This window comes from Pseudomonas viridiflava (genome assembly GCF_003702045.1).
In the GTDB taxonomy this organism is placed as follows: Bacteria; Pseudomonadota; Gammaproteobacteria; order Pseudomonadales; family Pseudomonadaceae; genus Aquipseudomonas; species Aquipseudomonas viridiflava_C.
Map to the genome: position 1 here is coordinate 73,976 of NZ_RBTP01000076.1, position 19,089 is coordinate 93,064.

The following is a 19,089-nucleotide window of genomic DNA, read 5'->3' on the forward strand; positions in this document are numbered from 1 at the left end:
ATGGCCATTCTGCTCTGCGCAATGATGCTGCTGGCTGCCGCGCTGCTGGCGATTTCCAACATTGCCCGCCAGCGGCGCAGCGAACGGCTGGTGGTTCAACGTCTACAGGGCCAGACGGTGCGGGAAAGCCGCATCGGCAGTTGGCTGCGCCTGCTGGGCGACACGCGCCTTGGCCAGCGCACCATCAGCCTCGACAGCGAAACCCAACTGCTGCTCAACCGGATCGGCTGGCGGCGGGCCAGCAAGCGCTCGTTGTACGCAGCCTGCCAGATCGGCGTCCCGTTCGGGCTGGTGACGGTGGTGGTGCTGGCTCAGATGCTGCTGTTCAAAGAGGTTTCGCAACCGCTGGTCGCGCCCATCTTTGCGCTGTGCATCGGTTACATACTGCCCAAACGCGTGCTGGCGGCGTATGCCAAAGCCCGCCAAAAACAGGTGGTCGTCGAGATCTCAACGTTCATTCCCTTGCTGCGCATCCTGTTCGAATCCGGCATGGCCGTGGAGCAGGCGTTGCGGGTGCTCAGCAGCGAAGGCAAGGACCTGTTGCCGGTCCTGTCCGAAGAGATTCGCGTCATCCTGACCCGCGTCGACTCAGGCCTTGAACTGGGCGAGGAGTTGCGCAAGGCCTCGGTTCTGCTGGCCGTGGATGAGTTCAGCGACACCTGCGTGATCCTCAACCAATTGATTCACCAGGGCGGCGGCGCGCTGAAATCGCTGCTGACGCTCAAGCAACTGATCGATGATCGACGCCATACACGCTTGCAGGAATACATTTCCAAGCTGTCGGCGAAGATGTCGGTGGTCATGATGGTGTTTTTGTTTCCGGCCCTGCTGATCGTACTGGCAGGCCCTAGCTTTATCGCGTTGAGTCGCGCGTTGGGCGGCTGAAGCTCACGTTATTCAAGGAAGACACGCCATGAAAACAGTCATTACCCTACTCGGTCTGTTGATGCTCAGCGGTTGCGCAAGTGATGGCAGCATGCCGTGGACGCAGGGATCGAGCCAGGGTAACAGTTGCCCCAAACTGACCTCGGATCAGGAGTTCGCCTTGAACCTGGCGCAGAACATGGCGGACGAAGGCCGACTGCACGCCAGCCTTGCCAACCTGGAAAGCCTGCCGGACAGCCTGGGGGAAGTGCGCCTGCGCAAGGCGCGTGTGTTGCGATTGCTTGGCAGCAACGAAGCAGAACCTTTGTACCGCAGCCTGCTCGGCACCTGTCGAGCGGCGCAGGGTGAGCACGGGCTGGGCCAGTTGGCTGCCGCACGCGGCGATAACGTCCAGGCTCAGCAGCATTTGCTGCGGGCCAGCAAACTGGAGCCCACCGACGAAAAGATTCGCAACGACCTGGGCGTGGTCTACCTGAACCAGTTGCAGCTTGAGCAGGCGCGCTTCCAGTTTCTGACCGCAATGGAACTCAAACAGGCAGACACGCTGGCAGCCGTGAATCTGGTCACCCTGCTGATTTATCAGGACAACTGGAAACAGGCCGCCCAACTGGCCTCGCGAGCGGGCCTGACACCTGCGCAGATCACCGACGCGACCGCTCGTGCAGAAAAGCTCAAGGTCGCCGCCACCCGGCCTGCGGCCTTGAAAACGCAGGCGACAGCGGTGCTCGATCAAGATGGCCGTCAAACACACGGAGTACGACCATGAACAAACTGCTTATGTGCGGTGCCGCGCTGATTGCACTGTCGTCGAACGCGTTGGCGATAGACGATTCCCCTTCGCCACGCGAACGGCCTCAGCGTCAGAGCCAGACCGAAACCTGGCTGCAACTGCAGGCCAGCGGCGCGGCAGCGTCAACGATTCGACAAACCAGCACGCCCTCCGAGCGCGACCTGAGCCTGCAGCGCTGGCTGGACACCTACAAACACCCAATACCGCCCTTCTACGAGCAGGAATCAGGAGGCAGCTTTTCGTCAGACAGGTAATCACTGCGCCAAAAAGCTGTAGGAATCGTCTTGAAATTGGCCCTTACAATCCTTGCAGCAGCACGCAGCCAAGCACTCCGTTATCATGCGCTGACTTTTGAGCTCAGAGATTCTGGACCGCCATGCGCCGCTTGCTATGCCTGATGCTGTTGATGCTGACCTTGCCCGCCTTCGGAGCGAGTCTGCTGGAGAGTCGCCCAGCCCCCACCCTGGGCGGCGCTGCGCTTGATAACAGCAAGCAATTTTTGCCCGTCCGTCAGGCCTTTCAACTGAGCCTGATCGAAACCACACCGCAGTCGATCAAACTGCGCCTCGTCGCCACCGACGGCTATTACCTGTACCGCCATCGCTTCCAGTTCCGCACCGAACCCGCCGACATCGGCCTGGGCGAGGCACAACTGCCCAAAGGCGAGCAGAAACACGACGAGTACTTCGGTGATGTGGAGGTCTATCACGGCATTCTGGACATCGATCTGCCGCGCAAGCCCGGCGAAGAGCGCCCCTTCACCCTGGCGGTGACGTATCAGGGCTGTGCCGACAAAGGCCTGTGCTACCCGCCTGAAACCGAGCGCATCGATATCGGTGATGTGGCGGCTAATCCGCCCGCGTCAGCATCAGCGTCCGTCCCCAAGACCGAGTGGAGCTGGAAAGAGCTGGCGCTGTTCTTTCTTGCAGGCGTTGGCCTGACTTTCACCCCTTGCGTCCTGCCGATGCTGCCCATTCTGTCCGGTGTGGTGCTGCGCGGTCAGGTAGGCGGGCTGCGCGGCTTGAGCCTGTCACTGGCGTACGTGCTGCCGATGGCCGTCTGCTTCGCCTTGCTCGGCGCGCTGATGGGCATGTTTGGCGCGGGTCTCAACCTGCAGGCACGTCTGCAATCGGCCTGGGTGCTGGTGCCGTTCTCGGCGTTCTTCGTGATCTTCGCCATTGCCATGTTCGGCCTGTTCGAACTGCGACTGCCGCAAGGCCTGAGCAACCGGCTCGATCGGATTGCGGGCAAGACCGAAGGCGGTTCGCTGTGGGGCGCTGCCGTACTGGGCGTGGTGTCCAGCCTGTTGGTATCGCCCTGCGTTTCCGCACCTCTGGCGGGCGCCCTGCTTTACATCAGCGCCAGCGGCGACGCCCTGGGCGGCGCCTTGAAACTCTTCGCACTGGGCCTGGGCATGGGCGCACCGCTGCTGCTGGTGGCCACGGGCGGCGCGGCCTGGCTGCCTAAAAGCGGGCCGTGGCTGGTGACGGTCAAGAACGCCATTGGCGTGCTCCTGCTGGGGTTGGCCATCGCCCTGCTCAGTCGCGTTCTGCCGGGTCAGATCACTTTGCTGCTGGTCGGCCTGTTGAGCGCGGGCGTCGCGCTGTTCATGGGCACGCTGGAGTTCACCGAAAAAACGCACCGTCAAAAACTCGCCCAGCTCCTCGGGCTGTTTCTATTGGTCTACGCTCTGGCATGCTGGTACGGCGCATTCACTGGCCAGACCGACCCCACACGCCCGCTGGGCCGGGCGCAAGCGACGGCCAGCAGCGGTGCGGTAGCGTTGACCACCAATAGCTGGCAGACCATCACCACCTCCGCAGAACTGGACCGCGTGCTCGATGAAGCAAAGCGCGACGGCAAGCCCTTGATGCTGGACTGGTACGCCGACTGGTGCATCAGTTGCAAGGTCATCGAACATGAAGTGCTGCCAGACCCCGGCGTTGTCGCTCGATTGTCGGGCTACAGACTCATCAAATTCGACATGACTGACAGCACTGCAGAGCAACGCGCGCTTCTGGATCGCTACAAGCTGTTCGGCCCGCCAGCGCTGCTTTTTTTCAGTAAAAGCGGCGAAGAACTGCAAAACGTTCGGGTCGTCGGGGAAATCGACGCTGCGGCGCTGATTGAGCGTCTGAATGGAGCAAATGACCAAACCTAGCCCTTGAGTCACAAACTTTGCGCGAATATCGCTCATCGTGCTGCCTATTGTAGTTAACTGGACAGTCCATTGCCCTTCCGGCATAGTCGCCGGGCGTAAACGCTCGCAGACAATAAAAGGACTACACACATGGCGACCATTCTGGTTCTTCACGGACCTAACCTGAATCTGCTGGGCACTCGGGAACCGGGGGTCTACGGCACCATCACCCTGCCCCAGATCAATCAGGACCTGGAACAGCGCGCTCGCGACGCTGGCCACCATCTGATGTACCTGCAAAGCAACGCCGAGTACGAACTGATCGACCGCATTCACGCTGCACGCGATGAAGGCGTGGATTTTATTTTGATCAATCCGGCGGCTTTTACGCATACAAGTGTGGCAATACGTGACGCGCTGATGGGAGTGAGCATCCCATTCATCGAAGTGCATTTGTCAAACGTGCACAAGCGCGAACCTTTCCGCCATCACTCCTACTTTTCAGATGTCGCTGTGGGAGTGATCTGCGGCCTTGGCGCCAGCGGTTACCGACTGGCCCTGGAGGCCGCCCTGGAACAACTGGCCGTGAGTTCCAGGCCATGAACGGCGCAGCCAGAAGCTGACCTCATGGCTTGAACCGGCTACCGAACCGACTGACAGACCCCTTGGGAGTTGATGATTGATGGATATTCGCAAAGTCAAGAAACTGATCGAATTGCTGGAAGAGTCTGGCATCGACGAACTGGAAATTCGTGAAGGCGAAGAGTCCGTACGAATCAGCCGCCACAGCAAGACGCCTGCGCAGCCGTATTACGCGCCAGCACCGGCTCCGATGGCCGCGCCCGTTGCGCCTGCTCCTGCTGCCGCACCAGTTGCCGCCGAAGCGCCATCAGCCCCTGCGTTGAACGGCTACGTCGTCAAGTCGCCAATGGTCGGTACGTTCTACCGCACCCCGGCACCGACTTCGCCTGCATTCGTTGAAGTGGGCAAGACCGTCAAGGTCGGCGATACCATCTGCATCGTCGAAGCAATGAAAATGATGAACCACATCACGGCTGAAAAAGCCGGTGTGATCGAATCCATCCTGGTAGAAAACGGTCAGCCGGTTGAATTTGACCAGCCGCTGTTCACTATCGTTTGAACCGGGGAGAGCCTGCGATGTTGGAAAAAGTTCTGATCGCCAACCGCGGCGAAATTGCCTTGCGCATCTTGCGTGCCTGTAAAGAACTGGGCATCAAGACCGTCGCTGTACACTCCACGGCAGATCGCGAGTTGATGCACTTGGGCCTGGCGGACGAAACCGTCTGCATCGGTCCTGCGCCAGCCAATCTGTCCTACCTGCACATCCCTGCAATCATCGCGGCCGCCGAAGTGACTGGCGCCACGGCGATTCACCCAGGCTATGGCTTTCTCGCAGAAAACGCGGACTTTGCCGAGCAGGTCGAGAAATCGGGTTTTGCCTTCATCGGCCCGAAAGCCGACACCATCCGCCTGATGGGCGACAAGGTATCGGCCAAGGACGCCATGAAGCGCGCCAACGTGCCCACCGTGCCGGGTTCCGACGGCCCGTTGCCTGAAGACGAAGCCACCGCACTGCGCATCGGCCGTGAAGTCGGCTACCCGGTGATCATCAAGGCCGCCGGTGGCGGTGGTGGTCGCGGCATGCGCGTGGTTCACAAGGAAGAAGACCTGATCGAAGCCGCTGCCCAGACCCGCGCCGAAGCGGCCGCCTGGTTCAGCAACCCGATGGTCTATCTGGAGAAATACCTGACCAATCCGCGTCACGTGGAAGTCCAGGTCATTTCCGACGGCCAGGGCAATGCGATTCACCTCGGTGATCGTGACTGCTCGCTGCAACGTCGCCACCAAAAGGTACTGGAAGAAGCACCGGCACCGTTCATCGACGAGCAGGCACGCGCAGACGTATTCGCTGCCTGCGTAAAAGCATGCGTCGACATCGGTTACCGCGGTGCAGGCACGTTCGAGTTCCTGTACGAGAACGGCCGCTTCTACTTCATCGAAATGAACACCCGCGTTCAGGTGGAGCACCCGGTTTCGGAGATGGTCACCGGTATCGACATCGTCAAGGAGATGCTCAGCATCGCCGCCGGCAACAAGCTCTCGTTTACCCAGGATGACGTGGTCATCAAGGGCCATTCGCTGGAGTGCCGGATCAACGCTGAAGACCCGAAAACCTTCATTCCAAGCCCTGGCCTGGTCAAGCACTTCCATGCACCGGGCGGCAACGGCATTCGTGTCGACTCGCACCTGTACAGCGGTTACAAAGTGCCGTCGAACTACGACTCGCTGATCGGCAAGCTGATCACCTGGGGCGCGACCCGCGAAGAAGCGATGGCTCGCATGCGCAATGCCCTGGATGAAATCGTGGTTGACGGGATCAAGACCAATATCCCGCTGCACCGTGATCTGACCCGTGATGAAGGCTTCTGCGAAGGCGGCGTCAACATCCACTACCTGGAACACAAACTGGCCAATCAATAAGCCAGTGTGTTTCAGAACGACGAAGCCGCAGTGATGCGGCTTTGTTGTTTGCACCGCTTGGAAGTAAACTTGCCCGCTTCTCGCGGTCAAGCCCGCACTTATTTTTGAATCGAAGGTAATCCGCCATGCCTTGGCTGCAAGTCCGTCTCGCCATCAGCCCAGAACAAGCCGAAACCTACGAAGACGCCCTTCTCGAAGTCGGCGCGGTGTCCGTGACCTTCATGGACGCTGAAGACCAGCCGATTTTCGAACCCGAACTCAATACCACGCCACTGTGGGCACACACCCACCTGTTGGCGTTGTTCGAAGCGGACACCGACGCCGATTTGGCGCTGGCGCACCTGCGCCTGCTGACCGACGCCGAACTGCCTGAACATACTAGCGAAGTCATCGAAGACCAGGACTGGGAACGCAGCTGGATGGACAACTTTCAGCCCATGCGTTTCGGCGAGCGCCTGTGGATTGTTCCAAGCTGGCATGCGGCCCCCGAGCCTGACGCCGTAAACCTTCTGCTCGACCCCGGCCTGGCATTCGGCACCGGCACCCATCCGACGACCGCGTTGTGCCTGGAGTGGCTGGACGGCCAGGACCTCAAGCACTGCAACGTACTGGACTTCGGTTGCGGCTCGGGCATTCTGGCCATCGCCGCACTGTTGCTGGGCGCCGAGCAGGCCGTCGGTACCGATATCGACGTTCAGGCGCTGGAAGCCTCACGCGACAACGCCGGGCGCAACCACATCGCCGCCGAACGCTTTACGCTTTACTTGCCCGAAGACCTGCCCCGCGAACCCGCCGACGTGCTGGTCGCCAATATTCTGGCCGGTCCGCTGGTATCGCTGGCTCCTCAACTGGCAGAACTGGTCAAGCCGGGCGGGCGTCTTGCGCTGTCCGGTATCCTCGCCGAGCAAGGGGAGGAAGTGGCCGCTGCCTATGCGGCTACATTTGATCTGGACCCAATTGCAAACCGTGATGGCTGGGTACGCATCACGGGCCGTCGCCGTTAACCGCTGCTTGAACCGGACCGCCGCATGACCGACAGTTTCGTCACCCAGTGCCCCCACTGCCAGACCAGTTTCCGAGTCAGCCACGCACAACTGAGCGTGGCACGCGGCGTGGTGCGCTGCGGAGCGTGCCTGCAGGTCTTCAATGCCGCCAGACAACTGCTTGAGCAGCGAGGCGTTGACGAGCCCGAAAAGCCGGCACAGGCCAGCGAGCCGTTGATCGTCGAGCCTGCCGTACCTGACACACCCGTGCCGGTTGTGCCCGTCGTGCCGGTAATGCCGGTTGCCGAGCCTGTGCAGCCGCCGCGCCTCGCGCACAGCCAGCCTCAGCAAGACGATGAAGACACTTGGCAGGTCAGCGAGATGGACCTGGACAACCTGAATCTGGACGAAGAGCTGGCTCGCCTGGAAAAGCGCGATAATCAGCGCTCGGATACGTTTGTACGTAACACGCGTCACGACGACAGCATGCTGACAGCCCATCGGGACACCCCACAGACCGACGACGCGGCCTGGGTCGACACGCTGCACAACGATGACGTCAGCCATTTGCCCGAAGTACAGGCGCATGTGATCGACGATTCGGAACAGGTGACGTCGCCCGCCCCCCTTCATGACAACGATCGCACCGAGCCCTCGTTTTCGGCTGACAGCCCGCTGGACGATGACGAGCCGATGGCGCCGCCTATCAGCCTGCGCAAACAGCCGCAGACAGAGAAGGTCGAGCGCTGGTCGGCGGTCGATGACCACGACATCGACGAAGATGACGACACGCACGACGAGCCAGAGCCTGACTCGCGCGGCAAACGCGCGCGAAACGAGCCTGCCGTGCGAGACCAGACCCTGCTGGACCTCACCGACGATCCGCTGCAACTGGACTGGCAACGACCCAAACCGCGCTGGGGTCGCCGCCTGATGTGGGGCGTACTGATTCTGTTGGCAGTGGCAGGCCTGGCTGCGCAGTACGTTTGGTACCACTTCGATCAACTGGCGCGACAAGACCAGTATCGGCCTTGGTTTCAGCAGCTCTGCCCGCAGATCGGGTGCAAAGTGCCGTCAAAAGTCGACATTTCCCAACTCAAGAGCAGCAATCTGGTAGTACGCAGTCACCCCGACTTTCAGGGCGCCCTGATCGTGGACGCGATCATTTACAACCGTGCGCCTTTTTCTCAGCCCTTTCCCCTGCTGGAGCTGCGATTCGCCGATACCGGTGGTCAGCTCATTGCCAGTCGTCGGTTCAAACCGAGTGAGTACCTGAGCGGCGAAATGGCGGGCAAGGAAGAAATGCCACCTCAGACACCCATCCATATTGCGCTGGACATCCTCGATCCGGGCGCCAAGGCCGTGAATTACAGCTTGAACTTTCGCTCACCCGAATAAGCCTTGTGCCCGACGCGATGACCTTGTGACAGCGAGCCCCTCTTCCGACTTTCGAGGCTAAAGGCCGCAAGATCGACGATTTTGAAGCGCCAATCGCTTTAGAACAGGGCTGTTGGTGACAAGAACGTAACTGTTCAGATTTTATCCAATTCAGCCTTTATCCAGTCATCGAGAGCGGGTATCATGCCAACCCTTTTTCAAACTCTCGGCTCGGTCTGACGGTTGCTCAGGCAACTGGCTGGACGACCCGTTGCAGACCGTGTGAAACGGTTTTTTACACGGCCTGCGGATGATTCGGCCCCACTATAGGTAAGGCTATGTCGGCGGTACGCATCGGCCCATATACATTGCAGAACGGCTTGATTCTCGCCCCGATGGCGGGTGTCACTGACCAGCCTTTCCGTCAGCTGTGCCGAGAACTCGGGGCCGGGCTGGTGGTATCGGAAATGGTGACCAGTGACATGAGCCTGTGGAACACCCGTAAATCGCGTTTGCGCATGATCCATGAAGGTGATCCCGAGCCCCGCTCGGTGCAGATCGCCGGTGGTGATCCGCAGATGCTGGCGGACGCGGCGCGTGCCAATGTCGAACTGGGTGCCCAGATCATCGACATCAACATGGGATGCCCGGCCAAGAAGGTGTGCAACAAGGCAGCGGGTTCAGCGCTGTTGAAAGACGAACAGTTAGTGACCGATATCCTGCACGCCGTCGTGGCGGCGGTCGATGTGCCGGTCACGCTGAAGATACGCACCGGCTGGGACCGGGAGAACAAAAACGGGCTTACCGTGGCAAAGATCGCCGAGCAGGCCGGCATTCAGGCGCTGGCGGTCCACGGACGAACCCGCGCCGATCTTTACACCGGCGATGCCGAGTACGACACCATTGCCGCCATCAAGCAGGCGGTGTCGATCCCGGTGTTTGCCAATGGCGACATCGATTCACCCGAAAAAGCCCGGTACGTGCTACAGGCCACCGGCGCGGACGGACTATTGATTGGCAGGGCCGCCCAAGGGCGACCGTGGATTTTTCGCGAGATCGAACACTTCCTGCGTACCGGCGAAAAGCTTCCGGTCCTGGAATCCGACGAAGTGGAACGCATTCTGCTAGAGCATCTTGCAGCGCTCCACCTTTTCTATGGCGATGTGATGGGCGTGCGCATTGCACGCAAACATGTCGGTTGGTATCTCGCAACCTTGCCGGGCGCCAGGGAGTTTCGCGCCCGATTCAATCGTTTGGAAGAGACGGAAGCACAGTGCGCCAACGTTCGGGAGTTCTTCAGCCAAGGCTGCAAGGGCCCGGATAACCAGAATGATAAAGAGGTGGCCGCATGACGATGATGACCGAGACTTTAGTGAGTGGAACAACACCCGTGAGCGACAACGTCAATTTGAAACAACACCTGAACACGCCGAGCGAAGAGGGCCAGACCCTGCGCGGCAGTGTCGAAAAGGCGTTGCACAATTATTTCGCCCACCTCGAAGGCGCATCCGTCACTGACGTCTACAACCTGGTGTTGTCGGAAGTCGAGGCTCCGCTTCTGGAAAGCGTGATGAACTACGTCAAGGGCAACCAGACCAAGGCCTCCGAGCTGCTGGGCCTAAACCGCGGCACGCTGCGCAAGAAACTCAAACAGTACGATCTGCTTTAAGCATTCAAAACAGAAAAGGCGACCCACCTGACAGCGGTCGCCTTTTTTTGCTGACTCCTTTTGCTTTTGATGGAAATTGAGATGACCGACCAGACTACCCGCCTGCCGATCCGCCGCGCCTTGATCAGCGTATCCGACAAGACCGGAATCCTTGAATTCGCCCGCGAGCTTGAAGCGCTTGGCGTCGAGATCCTGTCCACTGGCGGCACGTTCAAACTGCTCAAGGACAATGGCGTCGCGGCAGTGGAAGTGGCCGACTACACCGGTTTCGCTGAAATGATGGACGGCCGGGTCAAGACCCTGCACCCCAAGATCCACGGCGGCATTCTGGGTCGTCGCGGCATCGACGACGCCATCATGAACGAGCATGGCATCAATCCGATCGACCTGGTGGCCGTCAACCTCTATCCGTTCGAAGCGACCGTCTCCAAGCCGGGCTGTGACCTGCCGACCGCGATCGAGAACATCGACATCGGTGGTCCGACCATGGTCCGCTCCGCCGCCAAGAACCACAAAGACGTCGCCATCGTGGTCAACGCCAGCGATTACGGCCAAGTGCTGGAAAGCCTCAAGGCTGGCGGCCTGACGTACGCCCAGCGTTTCGACCTGATGCTCAAGGCCTTCGAACACACAGCTGCCTACGACGGCATGATCGCCAACTACCTGGGTGGCGTGGATCAGACCGCGCAAACCCTGAGCACCGAAGGCCGCAGTCAGTTCCCGCGTACGTTCAACACCCAGTTCGTCAAGGCCCAGGAAATGCGCTACGGCGAGAACCCGCACCAGAGCGCGGCGTTCTACGTGGAAGCCAAGCCTGCCGAAGTGGGCATCGCGACCGCGACCCAGTTACAAGGCAAGGAGCTGTCGTTCAACAACGTGGCCGATACCGATGCCGCACTGGAGTGCGTCAAGAGCTTCGTCAAGCCAGCCTGCGTGATCGTCAAGCACGCCAACCCATGCGGCGTCTCGGTCTGCCCGGACGAGGAAGGTGGCATTCGCCAGGCTTACGAGCTGGCTTACGCCACCGACACCGAGTCGGCGTTTGGCGGCATCATCGCGTTCAACCGCGAGCTGGATGCCGAAACGGCCAAGGCCATCGTCGAGCGCCAGTTCGTTGAAGTGATCATTGCCCCAAGCGTCAGTGCCGAAGCTCAGGCTGTCGTGGCCACCAAAGCCAACGTGCGACTGCTGACGTGCGGCCAGTGGAGCGAACGCACGCCGGCGTGGGACTACAAACGCGTCAACGGTGGTCTGCTGGTGCAGAGCCGTGACATCGGTATGATCACTGCGGACGACCTCAAGGTCGTGACCAAGCGTGCGCCGACCGAGCAGGAAATCCACGACCTGATCTTCGCCTGGAAAGTCGCCAAGTACGTCAAATCCAACGCCATCGTCTACGCCAAGAACCGCCAGACCATCGGCGTCGGCGCGGGCCAGATGAGCCGCGTGAACTCGGCGCGCATTGCCGCCATCAAGGCTGAACATGCCGGTCTGCAGGTTCAGGGCGCGGTCATGGCGTCCGACGCGTTCTTCCCGTTCCGCGACGGCATCGACAATGCAGCCAAGGTGGGTATCACCGCTGTCATCCAGCCAGGCGGCTCGATGCGCGACAATGAAGTCATCGCGGCGGCGGACGAAGCCGGAATCGCGATGGTGTTCACCGGTATGCGCCATTTCCGCCACTAACTCAGGAAACGGCCGCACTGCCGCAGGCGTCTGCTGCGTTGGATGGGGCTCCGCTGATGCTCATTGCCAGGAGGCAACTCCGCTCAGCGAAGCTCCATCCGCCTTGCATACACCTACGCCATTGCGACCTCGTACCGCGGGGTCATCTGACGATGAACTGCCGCGCTACCTCCCAGAATCAGCGTCATCGAGGTTTTTGACATGAATGTTTTGATCATCGGCAGTGGCGGTCGTGAACACGCACTGGCATGGAAAGTTGCTCAGGATCCACGCGTAGAAAAAGTATTCGTCGCCCCCGGCAACGCAGGCACCGCCATTGAGGCCAAGTGCGAAAACGTCGCGATCGACGTGCTGGCGCTGGAGCAACTGGCTGACTTCGCCGAGAAAAACGTGTCGCTGACCATCGTCGGTCCGGAAGTGCCACTGGTGGCGGGCGTTGTGGACCTGTTCCGCAGCCGCAACCTCGACTGCTTCGGCCCTACCGCAGGTGCCGCGCAGCTTGAAGGCTCCAAGGCGTTCACCAAGGACTTCCTGGCACGCCACAAGATCCCGACCGCCGACTACCAGAACTTCACCGAGATCGAACCGGCGCTGGCTTATCTGCGCGAAAAAGGCGCACCGATCGTGATCAAGGCCGACGGCCTGGCTGCCGGCAAAGGCGTTATCGTTGCGATGACCCTGAGCGAAGCCGAAGACGCCGTCCGCGACATGCTGGCGGGCAATGCCTTTGGCGATGCAGGCTCGCGTGTCGTGATCGAAGAGTTCCTCGATGGCGAAGAGGCCAGCTTCATCGTCATGGTCGACGGCAAGAATGTGCTGCCGATGGCAACCAGTCAGGACCACAAGCGTGTCGGCGATGGCGACAGCGGCCCGAACACCGGCGGTATGGGCGCTTACTCCCCTGCACCTGTGGTCACCGCGGACGTTCATCAGCGCGTCATGGATCTGGTCATCTGGCCGACCGTCAGGGGCATGGCAGAGGAAGGCAACGTTTACACAGGCTTCCTCTATGCTGGTCTGATGATCGACAAAGCGGGCAACCCGAAAGTGATCGAATTCAACTGCCGCTTTGGCGACCCGGAAACCCAGCCAGTCATGCTGCGTCTGCAGTCCAGCCTGGTCCTGCTGGTCGAGGCGGCGTTGGCACAAGCGCTGGACAAGATTGAAGCCCAATGGGATCCACGCCCAAGCCTGGGGATCGTCCTGGCAGCAGGCGGCTACCCTGGCGACTACGCCAAAGGTGCAGCAATCAGCGGTCTGGACGAAGCGGCGAAGCTGGACGGCAAGGTTTTCCACGCAGGCACCGCCCTGCAGGATGGCCGTGTCGTCACCAGTGGCGGTCGTGTACTGTGTGCTACAGCATTGGGCGACAGCGTGGGCAGCGCTCAGATAAACGCTTACGCGCTGGCGGCTAAAGTCGATTGGGAAGGTTGCTTCTATCGCAAGGACATTGGCTACCGTGCCATTGCCCGTGAGCGTGGTGAAAGTCAGGAATAAACAGCCCGGCCAGCCTCTGAACCCGGAGGCTGGCCGGTTGACCCGACGCTACGCAGTGTTATCGGTTATTCACTCACGAAGGGATTTCATTGTGCGCTGGCTCAGGATTGCCATAGCCTCGACCGTGGGGCTGATGACCTTGCTCTTCATGCTCTCGGCGCAAGCCGATCATGGATCGGGCTGGTCTACGCTGCTCGATGAAAAGGCCTCCCTGGATCTGGATGAGATCCGTTCGGCGCGTTACCAGAATCAGTTCAGCCCCATTGAACTTGAACGGGTCGCTGCCGCCGGAAGACAAAGCGCCGTCTGGCTGCACTACCGGCTGCACCCGACCCAACACGAACAATTGCTGCGCATCTTCGCACCGGATCTTGCCAGCGCCGACATGTACGTCATGGATGGCGACCGTATCGTCGACTATATGCGCACCGGCAACGAGGTGCCCAAGCAGGATCAGCGGCTGCCTTCCAACGATTTCCTGCTGACCGTCCCGCAAAGCAGCGTTCCCCTCGACATCTACCTCAGGCTGGTATCGACCCAGCAAATGCGCCCCAGCATCACGCTCGAATCCGCCGTCGAAAGCGCGGCCGACGAAACCGAGCCGTTCCTGTTCGGCTTGCTGTTCGGTGCGCTCGCCATGCTGATCGTTCAAAACCTGACCCGTTACGGACACACACGTTCGCGCAGCAACCTCTGGCTGGCGGCCTGTGAAGCACTGCTGGCACTCAGCGCCTTGTTGCTGCTCAACCTGCTCAGCCCGCTTGAATCGTGGCACATCTCACAGACGCCTGGTGCCCATCTCGCCCTGCTGATGGCCGCCATCGCCGGACTGATCTACACCTACTGCTTCTTTGTGCATCGCAATGTGAAAGTGCTGGACCGCCTGCTGCTGGGTAACGCTGTCCTCATGGGCATCGGCGCGCTGCTGGTGATGCTCGACGACAACCTGCCTATCAACATCCTGACCTTCGTGCTGGTTTCCATGACCACACTGAGCATTTTGGCGGTCTCGGTGTGGCACTGGCAGAAAGGCTACCGCTCGGCGCGCCTGTTCGTGCTGGGCATGATCACCTTCAATATCGGCTACATGGTGGTGCTGCCCGGCCTGCTGTGGCTGAGTCTGGTGCCGCCGCAATGGTTGATCCTGGCCCTGCTGTGCGTATTCTGCGTCAGTGGACTGCTGATGAGCATCGCTTTGAGCGAGCGACATCGCAGCATCACCGAAGACCGGTTCAGCCTCAGCCGCGATCAGGCCGCCAGCACCGCCGAAATCAACGCCAAGGCCGAATTTCTGGCCAAAATCAGTCATGAGATCCGCACTCCTATGAACGGCGTGCTGGGCATGACCGAACTGCTGCTGGGCACGCCGCTGTCGGTCAAGCAGCGCGATTACGTGCAAACCATCCACAGTGCGGGCAACGAACTGCTCACGCTGATCAACGAAATCCTCGACATCACCAAACTTGAATCGGGCCAGATCGAGCTGGACGATGTGCAGTTCGACATCGGCGCGCTGGTTGAGGACTGCCTGAACATTTTCCGCGCCAAGGCCGAGCAGCAACAGGTCGAACTCATCAGCCTGATCCAGCCGCAAGTGCCTCGCGTCATCGGCGGCGACCCGACCCGACTGCGCCAGACACTGTTGAGCCTGCTGGAAAACGCCCTGAAGAAGACCGAGGAAGGCGAGATTCTGCTGGCCGTGGCGCTGGATGCCACAAAGTCAGGCACGCCGCGGCTGCGCATCTCCGTTCAGGACACCGGCGAGTCGCTGTCGGACGAGGAGCGTGATGCTCTGCTGCACGCCGAACTGCACAGCAAGAACTTCCTGGCCAGCAGTAAGCTGGGCGGCCATTTGGGGCTGGTAATTGCGCGGCAACTGATCGTGCTGATGGATGGCGAATTCGGCATCCAGAACAGCGGCACGCCGGGCAATACCCTGTGGCTGACCTTGCCGCTGGACGCCAAACTGCTCGAACAACCCATCGTCGACCTCGACAGCCCGCTGAAAGATGCCAGGGTGCTGGTGGTCGACGACAATGACACGTGCCGCAAGGTGCTGGTGCAGCAATGCAGCGCCTGGGGCCTGAACGTCAGTGCCGTGGCGTCCGGCAAGGAAGCACTGGCCTTGTTGCGCACCAAGGCGCACCTGCGGGATTACTTCGACGTGGTGCTGCTGGATCAGAACATGCCGGGCATGACGGGCATGCAACTGTCCGCCAAGATCAAGGAAGACCCAAGCCTCAACCACGACATCCTGCTGATCATGCTGACAGGCATCAGCAATGCGCCAAGCAAGATCATTGCCCGTAATGCCGGCATCAAGCGCATCCTGGCCAAACCGGTGGCAGGCTACACGCTCAAGACCACGCTGGCTGATGAACTGACGCAACTGAACAAGGGCGTTACGCCGATCAATCCGGCACCGGTGCTGAACATGCCGGTTCGCGTGCCCAGCGATTTCAGAATTCTGGTGGCCGAGGACAACAGCATCTCGACCAAGGTGATCCGCGGCATGCTGGGCAAACTCAACCTGCATCCCGACACGGCCAGTAACGGCGAAGAAGCACTGCGTGCCATGAAAGCGCAGCGCTACGATCTGGTGCTGATGGACTGCGAAATGCCGATACTCGACGGTTTCTCGGCCACCGAACAGCTGCGTGCCTGGGAAGTCGGCAATCAGCGCGTGCGCACACCGGTCGTGGCATTGACCGCGCACATCCTGACCGAACACAAGGATCGCGCACGTCAAGCGGGCATGGACGGACACATGGCCAAGCCTATCGAGCTGTCGCAACTGCGTGAGCTGGTCGAGCACTGGGTGGCGCAACGCGACAAAGTGCGCGGGCTGACCTCGGCTGGCGAACTTTACCAGCAAAACTGACAACGCCAGGGTCAGTCAGGCTCGTGCCTGATAGACTCCTCTGGCCGTCACCTGCCGCCAAGAGCCCAAGCCATGCTCCATGTGTTGTCCAGCGTTTACCTGAAGATGCTGGTGCTTTACAGCCCATTCTTCGTTCTGTCCTGCTTCATCAGCCTGACACGTGGCCATTCACGCAAGGAGCAAAAGCGCCTGGCCTGGAAAGTCGCCCTGGCGACCCTGGTGTCCAGCGTACTGCTGTACCTGTTCGGGCGGGTGATTTTCGACGTCTTTGGCATCACCGTGGATGCCTTTCGCATCGGAGCGGGCACGGTGCTGTTCATTTCCGCGCTGGGCATGGCTCAGGGCAAATCGGCGGTACAGACCGATAACATTCAGCAGGATGTGACCATCGTGCCGCTGACCATTCCCATCACCGTAGGCCCCGGCACGATTGGCGCCCTGCTTGTCATGGGTGTCAGCCAGCCGCACTGGGACGACAAGTTCGCCGCTATCGTGAGCATCGCACTGGCCAGCTTTACGGTCGGCGTCGTGCTTTACCTCTCCAACCGGATCGAGCGCATCCTTGGCGACCAAGGGCTGCAAATTGTCAGTCGCCTGATGGGGCTGTTCGTGTGCGCACTCGCAGCACAAATCATCTTTACCGGCGTCAGGGGATATCTGGTCCCCTGACTGTTCAGATAACGAGTTCCCTGATCAAACTCCGGGCTTTGCCATTCAGATAACGCTTCACATCGTCGCGGCATGCAGCATAGGCGTGAAGGTCGAAGACATAACTGCCGCCCTTGAAAAAGAACAGCAGCCGTCGACCACCCGCTGAACGCTCATCGACGGTCAGACGCAAGCTGCAAAGCACCATCAGGATACGGTTCGAGTCGTAGTGCTCGCAGGGTACGATCTGGAAGCTGCCCAGACGCCCCTGATCGATGCCGTGTTGAAAATAGGACTCTACAGCTTCCCGGATACCCAGCGCGCCGAACGCACGCTGCACCATGCTCCCCAAGGGCTGACGGCCCGTCGAGCCGGCGATTTTGAAGCTGGCCTCCAGCAAGTCGTCGATAGAGCTGACCACCATCGAGTCACCCACCACCAGACCTGTCTGGCACAGTCCGCGCGAACTCAACCGACGGCGGTAGTAATGCATCCAGTTGCTCCACTGCGTGTCGAAATCATTCAATCGGTCGGCAAATAACTGGGCGTCCAATAGGACATCCTGGATGTCCTCGCGCGCCTGTACCGAAAGCCCCGGGAGAAAGGCAACCAGACTGGAGCTGGCCCCCAGATAAGCAGCATTACTTGCATCAGCAGTCATTACGTCTTCCTTCCCTGGATAAAACGCTGCGTGTTACAGACGCATGATTTCCTGCGCTGCATGTTCGGCAATCCTTTCGTTAACCCTCTGACGAAACGGCTCGTACCCCATACGACTGAATCTGAACGCCGTACACACGGCATGCACGTGCATCTCCCCGCTCATTATTTGCCAGAAATAGAGCGCAGGCCTGAGCGCCAGCGTTGTCATCTGTAATGCGCACGACAGAACGACAGCCTCGTGTTCGTCCTGCATCGCGCATGGCATCACCTGAAAGCTCTCTGAACGGCCGGAACTGAACCATGTGCTGAAAAACAGCTGCGCATGCTCACTGGTCATCAGCCTGTCGATAGACCTGATGTACAACGGGCTGAGCGCCAGGCCGCCCGGAAAAACAGGCAAGGGGAGCTTGCGGATATCCTTGAAGCTGTGGATCTTCAGTCGTTTGTCCGTGATGTCTGCACAGCGCAGCCCCCCAGTAGACGCCAGTGCTTGCTGGTAGGCGTTCAGCCAAAGGCGCCACGCCTGCCGAGAGGAGAAACGAGCGTCAGCGGTTACTTTCGCGTAAAGCAAACAGTCGAGAATGTCCTGCCGCAGGTCCGGGGCCACATTCTGTGCAAACGACACCAGATCCGAGCCCGCCAGCAGGCTTTCATCCCTGCCGGACATGAGACAGCTCCCCCAGTGACTTGAGGAGTGTGGCGCGCTTGCCTGAAAGGGCAACATCGAACGCGCTGCGAAAGGTCGCATACACCTGTTCAATCAGTTGCATCGAGTAATACGTCAACGTGACGTTACCCTTGATCAGGCCGGGGTCGAGCGTGTCGAACAGCAAGCCTGACGTGAGCGACTGACACGTGGCCAAGCGGATCTGCGTAAGGATCATGTTTCGGTCAGCGCAGACAAAGCCTATCTGCAACGACACAGTGGTCAGCGGGTGCCCGTCGTGCATCGCCTCACGGCTCAGCGTCTCGCTGGTCAACAGCTGAACCGCCTCGTGTTCGGGAACCTGTAAACAGATCTTGCGGCCCAAGGACTCGGCATACTTCATCAGGGCCGCATCGACTGACCGGCCTGCCAGATCACTGGCAAGGCTCCAGACCGCATGAACAGTGCCGTCCGGTAAAGGCTCACTGATACGCTCGTTGGCACTCAGTACCCATCCAAAACGCGACGCCGCCGCCAGCCAGGTTTCATTCCACTTATCGAAGGTGACAAATTTCGAGTGTTTCTTCGAGGCGGCCAACTGGACATACAACAGCGAATCCAGCACATCCTGTTGCGCAGCGAGGTCTTGCTGTTCGGAAAAGAACAAAAGACAGCCCGCATCGACCACCGCACTTTTCAACTCATGCTCCATGAAAAATTCC

The 19,089-nt window shown here is 60.0% G+C and carries 18 protein-coding genes; 15 read left to right on the forward strand and 3 right to left on the reverse strand.

What is annotated here, in order from left to right:
• The 15 genes from ALP40_RS23270 (at window position 1) to ALP40_RS23340 (ending at window position 17,079) form a co-directional block, all read left to right on the forward strand.
• Window positions 1-885 (forward strand): type II secretion system F family protein, encoded by an 885-nt coding sequence (locus ALP40_RS23270; RefSeq protein ID WP_122210500.1) that lies wholly within the window; start codon window positions 1-3, stop codon window positions 883-885.
• Between the two features lie 28 nt (window positions 886-913).
• Entirely contained in the window at window positions 914-1,651 is a 738-nt protein-coding gene (locus ALP40_RS23275; RefSeq protein ID WP_122210501.1) for a hypothetical protein, read from the forward strand.
• Window positions 1,648-1,929 carry a DUF3613 domain-containing protein gene (locus ALP40_RS23280; RefSeq protein ID WP_122210502.1) on the forward strand — a complete coding sequence of 94 codons (282 nt, stop codon included), beginning with the start codon at window positions 1,648-1,650 and terminating at the stop codon, window positions 1,927-1,929. Before ALP40_RS23275 ends, ALP40_RS23280 begins: the two co-directional genes overlap by 4 nt.
• A gap of 122 nt (window positions 1,930-2,051) precedes the next feature.
• Window positions 2,052-3,836, forward strand: coding sequence for a protein-disulfide reductase DsbD (locus ALP40_RS23285; RefSeq protein WP_122210503.1), 1,785 nt, complete (start codon window positions 2,052-2,054; stop codon window positions 3,834-3,836).
• A gap of 129 nt (window positions 3,837-3,965) precedes the next feature.
• Entirely contained in the window at window positions 3,966-4,418 is a 453-nt protein-coding gene (gene aroQ, locus ALP40_RS23290) for a type II 3-dehydroquinate dehydratase (RefSeq protein ID WP_122210504.1), read from the forward strand.
• A 79-nt stretch (window positions 4,419-4,497) separates the two neighbouring features.
• A complete protein-coding gene (accB, locus tag ALP40_RS23295; RefSeq protein ID WP_122210505.1) occupies window positions 4,498-4,956 on the forward strand; it encodes an acetyl-CoA carboxylase biotin carboxyl carrier protein in 459 nt (152 codons plus the stop codon).
• Window positions 4,957-4,973: 17 nt separating this feature from the next.
• The gene (accC, locus tag ALP40_RS23300; protein ID WP_122210506.1) at window positions 4,974-6,317 is read left to right on the forward strand and encodes an acetyl-CoA carboxylase biotin carboxylase subunit; all 1,344 of its coding nucleotides are present in this window, start codon (window positions 4,974-4,976) and stop codon (window positions 6,315-6,317) included.
• Between the two features lie 125 nt (window positions 6,318-6,442).
• Window positions 6,443-7,321 (forward strand): 50S ribosomal protein L11 methyltransferase, encoded by an 879-nt coding sequence (gene prmA, locus ALP40_RS23305; RefSeq protein ID WP_122210507.1) that lies wholly within the window; start codon window positions 6,443-6,445, stop codon window positions 7,319-7,321.
• Between the two features lie 24 nt (window positions 7,322-7,345).
• Complete coding sequence (locus ALP40_RS23310; protein WP_122210508.1) at window positions 7,346-8,698, forward strand: DUF3426 domain-containing protein; 1,353 nt, start codon at window positions 7,346-7,348, stop codon at window positions 8,696-8,698.
• Window positions 8,699-9,015: 317 nt separating this feature from the next.
• Window positions 9,016-10,029, forward strand: coding sequence for a tRNA dihydrouridine synthase DusB (dusB, locus tag ALP40_RS23315; protein WP_122210509.1), 1,014 nt, complete (start codon window positions 9,016-9,018; stop codon window positions 10,027-10,029).
• Entirely contained in the window at window positions 10,026-10,346 is a 321-nt protein-coding gene (gene fis / locus ALP40_RS23320) for a DNA-binding transcriptional regulator Fis (RefSeq protein ID WP_002555375.1), read from the forward strand. Before dusB ends, fis begins: the two co-directional genes overlap by 4 nt.
• 81 nt (window positions 10,347-10,427) lie before the next feature.
• Window positions 10,428-12,032: a bifunctional phosphoribosylaminoimidazolecarboxamide formyltransferase/IMP cyclohydrolase gene (gene purH, locus ALP40_RS23325; protein WP_122210510.1), complete on the forward strand. Its 1,605-nt coding sequence runs from the start codon at window positions 10,428-10,430 to the stop codon at window positions 12,030-12,032.
• Window positions 12,033-12,233: 201 nt separating this feature from the next.
• Entirely contained in the window at window positions 12,234-13,529 is a 1,296-nt protein-coding gene (gene purD, locus ALP40_RS23330; RefSeq protein WP_122210511.1) for a phosphoribosylamine--glycine ligase, read from the forward strand.
• 91 nt (window positions 13,530-13,620) lie between these two features.
• On the forward strand, window positions 13,621-16,410 hold the full coding sequence (locus tag ALP40_RS23335; protein WP_122210512.1) for a hybrid sensor histidine kinase/response regulator: 2,790 nt from the start codon (window positions 13,621-13,623) through the stop codon (window positions 16,408-16,410).
• Between the two features lie 72 nt (window positions 16,411-16,482).
• Entirely contained in the window at window positions 16,483-17,079 is a 597-nt protein-coding gene (locus ALP40_RS23340; protein ID WP_122210513.1) for a MarC family protein, read from the forward strand.
• 4 nt (window positions 17,080-17,083) lie between these two features.
• On the opposite strand, the gene ALP40_RS23345 is transcribed toward ALP40_RS23340, so the two are convergent.
• The 3 genes from ALP40_RS23345 to ALP40_RS23355 are packed head-to-tail and all read right to left on the reverse strand — an operon-like array spanning window position 17,084 to window position 19,079.
• Window positions 17,084-17,719 (reverse strand): hypothetical protein, encoded by a 636-nt coding sequence (locus tag ALP40_RS23345; protein WP_122210514.1) that lies wholly within the window; start codon window positions 17,717-17,719, stop codon window positions 17,084-17,086.
• A 33-nt stretch (window positions 17,720-17,752) separates the two neighbouring features.
• Window positions 17,753-18,388 carry a hypothetical protein gene (locus ALP40_RS23350; protein ID WP_122210515.1) on the reverse strand — a complete coding sequence of 212 codons (636 nt, stop codon included), beginning with the start codon at window positions 18,386-18,388 and terminating at the stop codon, window positions 17,753-17,755.
• Window positions 18,372-19,079 carry a hypothetical protein gene (locus tag ALP40_RS23355; protein WP_122210516.1) on the reverse strand — a complete coding sequence of 236 codons (708 nt, stop codon included), beginning with the start codon at window positions 19,077-19,079 and terminating at the stop codon, window positions 18,372-18,374. Before ALP40_RS23355 ends, ALP40_RS23350 begins: the two co-directional genes overlap by 17 nt.
• Window positions 19,080-19,089: the final 10 nt, after the last annotated feature.

Bases quoted from the DNA above. Each gene is read 5' to 3' on its own strand.
- ALP40_RS23345 (WP_122210514.1), bottom strand. From the start codon at position 17,719: ATGACTGCTGATGCAAGTAATGCTGCTTATCTGGGGGCCAGCTCCAGT.
- accC (WP_122210506.1), top strand. From the start codon at position 4,974: ATGTTGGAAAAAGTTCTGATCGCCAACCGCGGCGAAATTGCCTTGCGC.
- accB (WP_122210505.1), top strand. From the start codon at position 4,498: ATGGATATTCGCAAAGTCAAGAAACTGATCGAATTGCTGGAAGAGTCT.
- aroQ (WP_122210504.1), top strand. From the start codon at position 3,966: ATGGCGACCATTCTGGTTCTTCACGGACCTAACCTGAATCTGCTGGGC.
- ALP40_RS23310 (WP_122210508.1), top strand. From the start codon at position 7,346: ATGACCGACAGTTTCGTCACCCAGTGCCCCCACTGCCAGACCAGTTTC.
- ALP40_RS23340 (WP_122210513.1), top strand. From the start codon at position 16,483: ATGCTCCATGTGTTGTCCAGCGTTTACCTGAAGATGCTGGTGCTTTAC.
- ALP40_RS23355 (WP_122210516.1), bottom strand. From the start codon at position 19,079: ATGGAGCATGAGTTGAAAAGTGCGGTGGTCGATGCGGGCTGTCTTTTG.
- fis (WP_002555375.1), top strand. From the start codon at position 10,026: ATGACGATGATGACCGAGACTTTAGTGAGTGGAACAACACCCGTGAGC.
- ALP40_RS23285 (WP_122210503.1), top strand. From the start codon at position 2,052: ATGCGCCGCTTGCTATGCCTGATGCTGTTGATGCTGACCTTGCCCGCC.
- ALP40_RS23275 (WP_122210501.1), top strand. From the start codon at position 914: ATGAAAACAGTCATTACCCTACTCGGTCTGTTGATGCTCAGCGGTTGC.
- ALP40_RS23270 (WP_122210500.1), top strand. From the start codon at position 1: ATGGCCATTCTGCTCTGCGCAATGATGCTGCTGGCTGCCGCGCTGCTG.
- dusB (WP_122210509.1), top strand. From the start codon at position 9,016: ATGTCGGCGGTACGCATCGGCCCATATACATTGCAGAACGGCTTGATT.
- ALP40_RS23280 (WP_122210502.1), top strand. From the start codon at position 1,648: ATGAACAAACTGCTTATGTGCGGTGCCGCGCTGATTGCACTGTCGTCG.
- purD (WP_122210511.1), top strand. From the start codon at position 12,234: ATGAATGTTTTGATCATCGGCAGTGGCGGTCGTGAACACGCACTGGCA.
- prmA (WP_122210507.1), top strand. From the start codon at position 6,443: ATGCCTTGGCTGCAAGTCCGTCTCGCCATCAGCCCAGAACAAGCCGAA.
- ALP40_RS23350 (WP_122210515.1), bottom strand. From the start codon at position 18,388: ATGTCCGGCAGGGATGAAAGCCTGCTGGCGGGCTCGGATCTGGTGTCG.
- purH (WP_122210510.1), top strand. From the start codon at position 10,428: ATGACCGACCAGACTACCCGCCTGCCGATCCGCCGCGCCTTGATCAGC.